Origin of the sequence: Amaricoccus sp., assembly GCF_017993425.1 — a bacterium.
In the GTDB taxonomy this organism is placed as follows: domain Bacteria; phylum Pseudomonadota; class Alphaproteobacteria; order Rhodobacterales; family Rhodobacteraceae; genus Amaricoccus.
Window position 1 is genome coordinate 56565 of record NZ_JAGOMQ010000020.1, and the last position, 8608, is coordinate 65172.

Consider the following 8608-nt stretch of genomic DNA (forward strand, 5'->3'; position numbering starts at 1 on the left):
AGACGCGAAGGAACCGCATTGCCGGAAACGCTTCTTCCACGGTAGAAACGACCCGAGACAACAAGGGGAAACCGGAATGATCCGCGTCCTGACTACCGCCTCCGTCGGAATCGCCATGCTGGGCCTCGCCGCCTGCACCAACCCGGACGGCACCCGGAACAACCAGATGACGGGCGCGACGGTCGGCGCCGTCGGCGGCGCGGCGGCCGGCAACCTCATCGGCGGAAACAGCCGCTCCACCCTGATCGGCGCCGGCGTCGGCGCGGCGGGCGGCGCTCTGGTCGGCCGCCAGCAGGACTGCCGGCAGAACCCGAACGCCCGCTGCTGATCCGAGGCGGCGTCAGGGCCGGACCCTGACGCCCTTTCCCGGCAGACCGGATCGCGACCGCGTCAGGCGGCGCAGTTCCGGCATTTTGGCGTGGCGGGCAGGACGTCGAGGCGTTCCTCGGAGATCGGGTCGCCACAGGTGACGCAGATGCCGTATTCGCCACGGTCCATGCGGCCGAGCGCGGCCTCGATCATGCGGATCTCCTGAAGCCCGGCGGCGCCCAGATCCTCCAGCATCTCGTCGGACTCGCGCTCGATGGCCGCCTCGGCGAACATCGGACTGTGCGGTTGGTCGAGCTGGTTGTCGATCTTGGCGAGGCGCGAGCGCAGCTCGCCGAGCCTCGTCAGCAATTGCTGCCTGCGTTCTTCCTGCGGGATCATCGCGGCCCTCCCCCGGCGGCGATTGTGCGCCGGATTCGCGGAACGGCACAAGCCCGCCCGAAGGCGGGCCGGCCCGTCCGGCCCGGACTTAGTGCAGCTTGGCGCCCACGTCGGCGATGGCCTGGTCGACGAGCGCGGCGCGGTCGGCGGCCTTGAGGTCCTTGCCGATCACCTCCGCCGCCGCGGCGACGGCGACCGTCACGGCGCGGTCGCGGATCTGGCGGATTGCGGCCTTCTCGACGGCGCCGATCTGGTCGGTCGCGGTCTGCAGCCGGCGGGCGACCGTGCGGCGGATGTCCTCCTTGGCGACCTCGGCGGCGCGCTCGGCCTCGGCCCGGGCCGCGGCGACGATGTCCTCCGCCTGGGCCTTGACCTCCTTCTGCTTGCGCTCGAAGCCGGCGAGCAGGCTCTGCGCCTCCTCGCGCAGCGCCCGCGCCTCGTCGAGCTCCTGGCGGATGCGGACCGCCCGCTCGTCGAGCTTCGCGGCCAGCATGGCCGGGACCTTGTAGTAGAGCAGGATCCCGACGAAGATGACGAAGCCGATGCCGACGACGATGTTGGTGTTGTTGAGGAAGCTCATCGTCTCACCCCTTCATCGCGGCGTCGACCGCCTTGGCGATCGCCGCCTCCTTGGCGGGGCGCGGGCCGATCGCGGCGACGATGTCGGCCGCGGCGGCCCGGGCCACCTCGCCGACGCTCTCGGTCGCGCTCGCCTCGATCTCGCGGATGCGACCCTCGGACTCGGCGGCCTTGGCGGCGATCTCGGCGTCCGCCTTGGCCATCAGCCCGCCCAGCTCGCGGCCGACGGCGGCCTTGGCCTCGGCGGCGATCTTTTGCGCCTCGTCGCGGGCCTTGGCGAGGGCCGCGTTGTAGGCGCCCTCGGCCTCCTCGGCGCGGCGCTTGTAGAGGGCGGCCATCTCGAGGTCGTTCGAGATGGCGTCGTTGCGCTCGGCGAGGATGGTGCCGATGCGCGGCAGCGCCACCTTGGTCAGGATCAGGTAGAGCGCGACCAGCGCGATGACGAGCCAGAAGATCAGGTTCGGATAGATCGCCGTGTCGAGCTGCGGCATGCCGACCTCGGCGACGTGCAGCACCTCGGCGCCGGTGTCGCCGTGGCCGTCCGTCGCGAGGTGGTCCAGCTCCTGTGCCGCGTCGGCGGCGTGGGTCGCCGCGTTCTCGGTCGTCTCTGCCATGTCCCTCTCCGTCAAGCGGGGCGCGGCGCGCTCGCCGGCCCCCGGGCCTCGCTGGCGCGGATCAGACCGCGAACATCAGCAGCAGGGCGACGAGGAACGAGAAGATGCCGAGCGCCTCGGCGAAGGCGATGCCGATGAAGAGCGTGGCGGTCTGCTCGCCGGCGGCGGCCGGGTTGCGCAGCGCGCCGGCGAGGAAGTTCCCGGCGACATGGCCCACGCCGATGCCGGCGCCGCCCATGCCCATGCAGGCGAGGCCCGCGCCGATGAACTGGCCCATTTCGGAGATGTTGCCTTCCATTGGTCTGGCTCCTTGTTCTGGATGGCGTTTTCTGGGGTGCGCGCCGCGGCTCAGTGGCCGGGATGGAGCGCGTCGTTGAGGTAGACGACCGTCAGGATCGCGAAAACGTACGCCTGGATCACCGCGACGAGCAGCTCGAGCCCGTAGATGGCGGTGATGGCGAAGATCGGGATGAAGGCCCCGACGCCGAGGGCGCCGGCGAAGCCCGCGAACACCTTGAGCACCGCGTGGCCGGCCATCAGGTTGCCCATAAGTCGCAGCGAGTGGCTGAGCGGGCGCACGAAGTAGGAGATCAGCTCGATCACCGCGAGGACGATGCGCAGCGCCAGCGTCGGCGCCGAGGAGACCCAGAACAGCTTCAGGAAGTGCAGACCGTGCTTGTAGAAGCCGATCGCCGTCACCGAGAGGAACACCGACAGGGCCAGCACCGCCGTCACCGCGATGTGCGAGGTCGGCGCGAACGAGGTCGGGATCAGCGCCAGCAGGTTGGCGAAGAGGACGAACAGGAACACCGTGAAGACGTAGGGGAAGTACTTGAGCCCCTCGCGGCCGGCGACGTCCTCGACCATCTTGCGCACGAAGCCGTAGGTGACCTCGGCCATCGACTGCGCCCGCGAGGGCACCAGCGCCCGGCCGCGGGCGCCGACGACCATCAGCAGGGTGATAGCGGCGACGGTCAGCGCCATCCACAACGTGGCGTTGGTGGGCGTGTACCAGTGGACCTCGCCGCCGCCGAAGAGCGGATGCACCCGGAACTGGTCCATCGGGTGGATGTTCAGCCCGCTTCCGCCATGTGCCGGTTCAGCCATCAGCCCCTCGCCCCTCGTCCGTCCCGTTCCGCCCGTTGCCGGGCGCCGTGTTCTCCGGGCCGCGCGTCAGCGCCGCCTCCGATCTGCCTTCCCGGACGTCGCTCGCGGTCCGCAGCATGGCGCGGACCCCGCCGGCGAAGCCGAGGAGGGCGAACAGCACCAGGAACACCGGTCGTGTCCCCAGCAGGCTGTCGAGCCCCCAGCCGATGCCGAGACCGAGCAGCATCCCCACGACGAGCTCGGTCACCATGCGCCAGGCGATCGAGCTCTGCGTGTACTTCGCCGCCGCCCCCGGCCGGGACTTCGGCTGCCGCTCGGCCCTGGCGGCTGCGAGCCGGTCCTCGAGGCGCTTCAGGCGCTCGGAAAACGGGTCCTCGGACATGGCCCCGCGCCCCCTCGTGGACCGTGCGGCGCGCCGCCACGGCACTGACGTCGGCTGCGGTGGTAAAGAGAGATCACATTGCTGTCAAGCCGCGCCGCCGCATCCGTAAGTGGTTGGGCTATCCCGCTTTTCCCGCCGACAGCGCGATCGCCGCGGCGCCGGCCGGCCCAGGATCGCGGCGGCGAGAATCTTCAACCTCGTGGTTGAAATTTGCCGGGACCCGCGGCCGGGATCGTCAACCGGAGAGTTGACTTTGCCCCGGGGCGGCCGCAAGCGGGGCGGCATGGCCGATCCCGGACCCGACCTCGACCTGGTGTTCGCGGCGCTCGCCGACCCCACGCGACGGGCGATCCTGACGGCGCTCCTCGACGGCGAGCGCACCGTGGGCGAGCTGGCCGCCCCGCACGAGATGTCGCTGGCCGCGGTCTCCAAGCATCTCGCCGTGCTGGCGCGGGCCGGGCTCGTCGGGCAGATGCGCTCGGGACGGATCACCGTCTGCCGGCTGGAGGCGGACGGGCTCCGCGCCGCGGGCCTGTGGATGCAGGGCGTGGGCGGCTTCGCGCCGGAGGACTACGACGCGCTCGAGGCGCTGATCGAGGCGGCGCTGGGGCCGGACGAGGACGACGACGAGAGCGAGGTCGGCCCGGCTGAGCCGGAACGTCCGGTCGGGCTCTAACCGCTGCCCCCCGCCAGAAACGGCAACAACGCCGCCAGCGTGGCCTGCGGGGCCTCCTCGGGCAGGAAGTGCCCCGCCTCTATGCCCGTCCCCTCGGCATGGGGCGCGAAGGTCGCGCGCCAGACGTCGAGGGGGCTGCCGCTCGCCGCGGGGATGCCGGCGGCGCCCCAGAGGACGAGGACGGGGCAGGCGATCCGCCGTCCGGCGGCAAGGTCGGAGCGGTCGTGGTCGACGTCGATGGTCGCGCCGGCGCGGTAGTCCTCGCAGAAGGCGTGGATCCGCGCCGGCTCGGCCATGGCGGCGCGCCAGGCGGCCAGCGCCCGCGGGTCGAAGGCGGCGAGCGAGCGCGAGGCAGTCCAGCTCGCCAGCGTGTGGTCGAGGTAGGCGAGGGGGGCCGCGCCGATCAGCGTCTCCGGCAGCGGCGCCGGCTGGGCGAGGAAGGCCCAGTGATAGACCTGCAACGCCAGCGCCGCATCCATCCCGTCCCACATCGACACCGTCGGCAGGATGTCGAGGAGCGCGAGCCGCTCCACCCGCTCCGGCGCGTCGAGCGCCAGCCGGTAGCCTACGCGCGCCCCGCGATCGTGCCCGACGAGGGCGAAGCGCTCGTGCCCGAGCGCCGCCATCGCCCGCACCACGTCCGCCGCCATCTCGCGCTTGGCGTAGCGCGCCCCGCCGACGCTCGCCGGCGCCGCCGAGGCCCCGTAGCCGCGCAAGTCTACCGCCACCACCGTCGCCCGCCGGGCCAGCGCGCCGGCGATCGGCGCCCACTCGGCATGGGTCTGCGGAAAGCCGTGGATCAGCACGACGGGCGGCCCGCCGCCGCCGACCCGGAGGAAGATCGGCCCCGCCGCGCCGTCGACGATGCGCTCCGCGAAGCCGGGAAACAGGTCCTCGCCCATGCCGCGAAGGCTACGCATCCGGCCCGCCTCCGTCCATCCCCGGAGAATTCGCTTGCAACATACCAACCGGTCGGTATCTTATCGACTCATGAAACCAGTCCTGCGTCCGCCAGAACGCCCGCACACTCCGTCCTTGTGCGGCGCAGGGCATCTGCCACCTCGCCCGCTGTCTCACCCGGCCCTTCAATCCCGAGGACACGCCATGCTGACCTTCCTCGACGGCTTCGCCGGCCTGCAGGCCGTCCTCCACGGCCGCCTCCTGCAGGAGCGCCGCCGGCGCCCCCCGGAGGTCCGGGCTGAAACCATCGGCCCGTTCGCGCGTTACCATCCTCTGCCGACCCAGACACGGGAGACCAGGTCATGAGCTACGTCGACGGATTCGTCTGTCCGGTGCCCCTCGCCAACAAGGAGGCCTACCGCGCCCACGCCGCCAAGGCGGCGGAGATGTTCAAGGAATACGGCGCCCTCCACGTGATGGAGGCCTGGGCCGACGACGTGCCCGAGGGCGAGGTCACCTCCTTCACCATGTCGGTGAAGCGCAAGGACGACGAGGCGGTGGTGTTCTCTTGGGTGGTCTGGCCCGACAAGGATGCCCGCAACCAAGGCTGGGAAAAGATGATGAAGGACGACCGCATGTCGATGGACGGGATGCCCTTCGACGGCAAGCGGATGATCTACGGCGGCTTCGCCCCCATCGTCGACGTCTGAGGGCCGCCGATGCAGAAGATCGTCCCGCATCTCTGGTACGACGGCGCCGCCGAGGCGGCGGCCGCCCTCTACGCCTCGCTCATCCCCGGATCGGCCGTCGGCGCGGTGACGCGCTACGGCGCGGCTGGGCAGGAGGTCCACGGACAGGAGCCGGGATCGACGATGACGGTCGACCTCGTGCTCGGCGGGACGGAGATCGTCGCGCTGAACGGCGGCCCGCTGTTCCGCTTCACCCCGGCGATCTCGCTCTTCGTCACCCTTGCCGACCGCGGCGACGTCGACCGCGCCTGGGACGGGCTCCTCGACGGCGGACAGGCGCTGATGCCGATCGACGCCTATCCCTGGGCCCCGCGCTACGGCTGGCTCGCCGACCGCTGGGGCCTGACGTGGCAGATCGCCCTCGGCGACCCGGCCGCGTCGGGACGCGCCGTCGTCCCGAGCCTGATGTTCACCGGCGCCAACGCCGGCCGCGCCGAGGAGGCTATGAAGCTCTGGACCGGCCTCCTGCCCGACTCGTCCGTCGACGGCGTCCTGCGCTGGGACGGGGCCGAGAGCCCCGACCCGGCCGGCGCGGTCAAGCACGCCCAGTTCCGCCTCGCCGGCGAGACCTTCATGGCGATGGACAGCGCCATGGCGCACGGCTTCGGCTTCAACGAGGCCTTCTCGCTGCTGGTCCAGTGTGACGACCAGGCCGAGATCGACCGCCTCTGGGCCGCGCTGTCGGCGGAGCCCGACGCCGAGGCCTGCGGCTGGCTCAAGGACCGCTTCGGCGTCTCGTGGCAGATCGCGCCGCGCGAGGCCGCGCGGATGCTCTCCGGCCCGGACCGCGAGGCCGCCGACCGGGTGATGGCCGCCTTCATGGAGATGCGGAAGATCGACATCGCCACGCTCGAGGCCGCGTTCGCGGCCTGAGCCCGAAATCCACCGGACGAGAGGACCGACCCCATGCCCGACGACGAGATCCAGACGGCCGATCCCCGCACGACGACCCGCCCCTCCGCCGAGGTGATGAGCGGCGTCATCCCCTATCTCGACATGAACGGCCGCGCCGCCGAGGCGGCCGGGTTCTACGCCCGCGCCTTCGGCGCCCGCGACCTCGGCTCGATGGCGGATCCGCAGAACCCCGGCCGGCACATGCATGTGCAGATCGAGATCAACGGCGGCGCGCTGATGATGTCGGACGGCATGTCGGCCGACCAGCGCCCCGCGCCTTCCGGGCTGCACCTCCAGCTCGTCGTCGACGACGGCCACGCCTGGTGGAAGCGCGCGGTCGAGGCGGGCTGCGACATCGTGATGCCTTACGAGAAGCAGTTCTGGGGCGACTGGTGGGGCCTGCTCAAGGACCCGTTCGGCGTCCTCTGGGGCGTCCTCGAGGCCGGCCCCGAGCAGCGGTCCCTCTAGCAGGCGCGGGGCGCGCGCGCTCCGCGTCCCGGCCTCTTTCCAACCCAGCCGCGGCCCCCCCCCCGCGCGGGGCCGTCCCAGAAACCGCCGCCGCAGCGCGGCGATCGCGGAGTCGCCCATGTCGGACCGCATCCTTCCGTGCCTGCTCCTGCCCGGCAAGGCCGAGGCGGCTGTCGACTTCTACTGCGCCGTCCTGCCCGGCGCCCGGCGCCTGCGGACGATCCGGCGCGACGGCGGAGCCGTCCTGGCCGTGGAGTTCGAGCTCGGCGGCCGCCTCCACCTCGCGCTCGACGCCGGCCCCGACTGCGCGCCCTCGATGGCCGTCTCGCTGGTCGTGGCCTGCGCCGGGCAGGCGGAGATCGACCGGCTCTGGGAGGCGCTCGCCCAAGGCGGCGAGCACGGCCGCTGCGGCTGGCTCCGCGACCGCTTCGGTCTCTGGTGGCAGGTCTGCCCGGCCAGCATCGGCGACCTCCTCGCCGACCCCGAGCGCGGCCCCCGCATCTTCGCCGCCATGGTGCAGATGGGCAAGCTCGACATCGCCACGCTCGATGCCGCCTGAGCACGCCACCTTCGGGGACGTCCCGGCGTGACGCAGGGCGGTTCGCCGCCGCCAACGCATAGTTGCGAGGCCTGCCCTGTCTGGCGTATATTTGAGCACTCTATCGGTTGATAGGTGGGGAGCGCCAGATGGTCATGGCCTGGATTCGTCGCATGTTCAACGTGCGTGGCTCGCTGATCTCGCTGCTGGTTCTCTATGCCCCGACGGCCGAGGCCGCGACGATCCACGCATCGAGCATCACGGGCCTCCGCGACATCTCGAACGAGATCCTGGTGCTGGGCTTCCAGGCCGCAAAGAAATTCCCTGATATGGAAGACAGGACCATCGCTCATTTCGACGTGACGACCCTGACGGCCGCCCCGCGCTTCGCGAAGCTGGTGATTCCGTTGTCCAACAGTGACCCGAACGGCGAAGACGGAGCCTTGAAGGTCTATTCGTTTGCGGGAGACGGCGTCGTGAGCGTGGACGAGTGGAACTCGGGCAGTCTGGTCCGCAAGTTCTCCCATCTCGGTCAGCCGGGGCGGCTGGAGGTCGACGTGACCCAACTGGTCGCCGCGGCGCTGGCCTCGGGCGACCAATACCTGAGCTTCGCCTATCGTGCCGGCGCGACCTACTCTTCCGGCCAGGGTTTCCGCGATCGCTGGTGGTTTGGAGAGGTGGGCCGACTGCGCGACTCCACCGTCGTGGTTCCGGTCCCTCCGGCTGGCTTGCTGATGTTGACGGGTCTCCTGCTGGCCGGGCTGGGGGCAACCCGTCGGTCGTGGCAGGCCTTCCTGATGCGTCGGCGCGCCGGCGATCTCGCCTGTTCCTGAGGCGTCCCCGGAGATATAGGATGCGCTTCGTCGCGCCGGTCCGCCGGCGCGGCGATGCGGCGTGAACACCGGGTTCTCCTCGCTCCGCGTCGCCTCGTCGCCGTCTCGTCGCGGGCGTCGTCGGGGGCCTTGGTCGGAACGGAACTCGGGGGACGCCGCA

The 8608-nt window shown here is 71.3% G+C and carries 15 protein-coding genes; 8 read left to right on the forward strand and 7 right to left on the reverse strand.

What is annotated here, in order from left to right; all coding sequences use genetic code 11:
* Nucleotides 1–76 precede the first annotated feature (76 nt).
* On the forward strand, nucleotides 77–328 hold the full coding sequence (locus KBB57_RS11260) for a glycine zipper domain-containing protein (protein ID WP_290750003.1): 252 nt from the start codon (nucleotides 77–79) through the stop codon (nucleotides 326–328).
* Between the two features lie 62 nt (nucleotides 329–390).
* Here KBB57_RS11260 and KBB57_RS11265 read toward each other — a convergent pair whose 3' ends face one another.
* The 6 genes from KBB57_RS11265 to KBB57_RS11290 form a co-directional block, all read right to left on the reverse strand.
* Nucleotides 391–708, reverse strand: a complete 318-nt coding sequence (locus tag KBB57_RS11265; protein WP_290750005.1) for a TraR/DksA family transcriptional regulator — start codon at nucleotides 706–708, stop codon at nucleotides 391–393.
* An 88-nt stretch (nucleotides 709–796) separates the two neighbouring features.
* Entirely contained in the window at nucleotides 797–1288 is a 492-nt protein-coding gene (locus KBB57_RS11270) for an ATP F0F1 synthase subunit B (RefSeq protein WP_290750007.1), read from the reverse strand.
* Between the two features lie 4 nt (nucleotides 1289–1292).
* Entirely contained in the window at nucleotides 1293–1901 is a 609-nt protein-coding gene (locus KBB57_RS11275; protein ID WP_290750008.1) for a F0F1 ATP synthase subunit B', read from the reverse strand.
* 61 nt (nucleotides 1902–1962) lie between these two features.
* On the reverse strand, nucleotides 1963–2199 hold the full coding sequence (locus KBB57_RS11280) for a F0F1 ATP synthase subunit C (protein ID WP_290735609.1): 237 nt from the start codon (nucleotides 2197–2199) through the stop codon (nucleotides 1963–1965).
* A 50-nt stretch (nucleotides 2200–2249) separates the two neighbouring features.
* Nucleotides 2250–3008 (reverse strand): F0F1 ATP synthase subunit A, encoded by a 759-nt coding sequence (locus tag KBB57_RS11285; RefSeq protein WP_290750011.1) that lies wholly within the window; start codon nucleotides 3006–3008, stop codon nucleotides 2250–2252.
* Nucleotides 3001–3390, reverse strand: a complete 390-nt coding sequence (locus KBB57_RS11290; protein ID WP_290750014.1) for an AtpZ/AtpI family protein — start codon at nucleotides 3388–3390, stop codon at nucleotides 3001–3003. The genes KBB57_RS11285 and KBB57_RS11290 overlap by 8 nt, the downstream gene beginning before the upstream one ends.
* 283 nt (nucleotides 3391–3673) lie before the next feature.
* Between KBB57_RS11290 and KBB57_RS11295 the strand changes: the two genes are divergently transcribed.
* A complete protein-coding gene (locus KBB57_RS11295) occupies nucleotides 3674–4066 on the forward strand; it encodes a helix-turn-helix transcriptional regulator (RefSeq protein ID WP_290750016.1) in 393 nt (130 codons plus the stop codon).
* Here KBB57_RS11295 and KBB57_RS11300 read toward each other — a convergent pair.
* The gene (locus tag KBB57_RS11300; protein ID WP_290750019.1) at nucleotides 4063–4986 is read right to left on the reverse strand and encodes an alpha/beta hydrolase; all 924 of its coding nucleotides are present in this window, start codon (nucleotides 4984–4986) and stop codon (nucleotides 4063–4065) included. The genes KBB57_RS11295 and KBB57_RS11300 overlap by 4 nt on opposite strands.
* Nucleotides 4987–5170: 184 nt before the next feature.
* Here KBB57_RS11300 and KBB57_RS11305 point away from each other — a divergent pair, with 184 nt between their 5' ends.
* From KBB57_RS11305 to KBB57_RS11330, 6 genes are all read left to right on the forward strand, one after another.
* On the forward strand, nucleotides 5171–5332 hold the full coding sequence (locus tag KBB57_RS11305) for a hypothetical protein (RefSeq protein ID WP_290750022.1): 162 nt from the start codon (nucleotides 5171–5173) through the stop codon (nucleotides 5330–5332).
* Nucleotides 5329–5676: a DUF1428 domain-containing protein gene (locus tag KBB57_RS11310; protein WP_290750025.1), complete on the forward strand. Its 348-nt coding sequence runs from the start codon at nucleotides 5329–5331 to the stop codon at nucleotides 5674–5676. The genes KBB57_RS11305 and KBB57_RS11310 overlap by 4 nt, the downstream gene beginning before the upstream one ends.
* A 9-nt stretch (nucleotides 5677–5685) precedes the next feature.
* Nucleotides 5686–6588, forward strand: a complete 903-nt coding sequence (locus KBB57_RS11315) for a VOC family protein (protein WP_290750028.1) — start codon at nucleotides 5686–5688, stop codon at nucleotides 6586–6588.
* A gap of 33 nt (nucleotides 6589–6621) precedes the next feature.
* On the forward strand, nucleotides 6622–7077 hold the full coding sequence (locus KBB57_RS11320; protein WP_290750031.1) for a glyoxalase/bleomycin resistance/extradiol dioxygenase family protein: 456 nt from the start codon (nucleotides 6622–6624) through the stop codon (nucleotides 7075–7077).
* Between the two features lie 118 nt (nucleotides 7078–7195).
* Nucleotides 7196–7636, forward strand: coding sequence for a VOC family protein (locus KBB57_RS11325; RefSeq protein ID WP_290750034.1), 441 nt, complete (start codon nucleotides 7196–7198; stop codon nucleotides 7634–7636).
* A gap of 128 nt (nucleotides 7637–7764) precedes the next feature.
* The gene (locus KBB57_RS11330) at nucleotides 7765–8448 is read left to right on the forward strand and encodes a hypothetical protein (RefSeq protein WP_290750037.1); all 684 of its coding nucleotides are present in this window, start codon (nucleotides 7765–7767) and stop codon (nucleotides 8446–8448) included.
* Nucleotides 8449–8608: the final 160 nt, after the last annotated feature.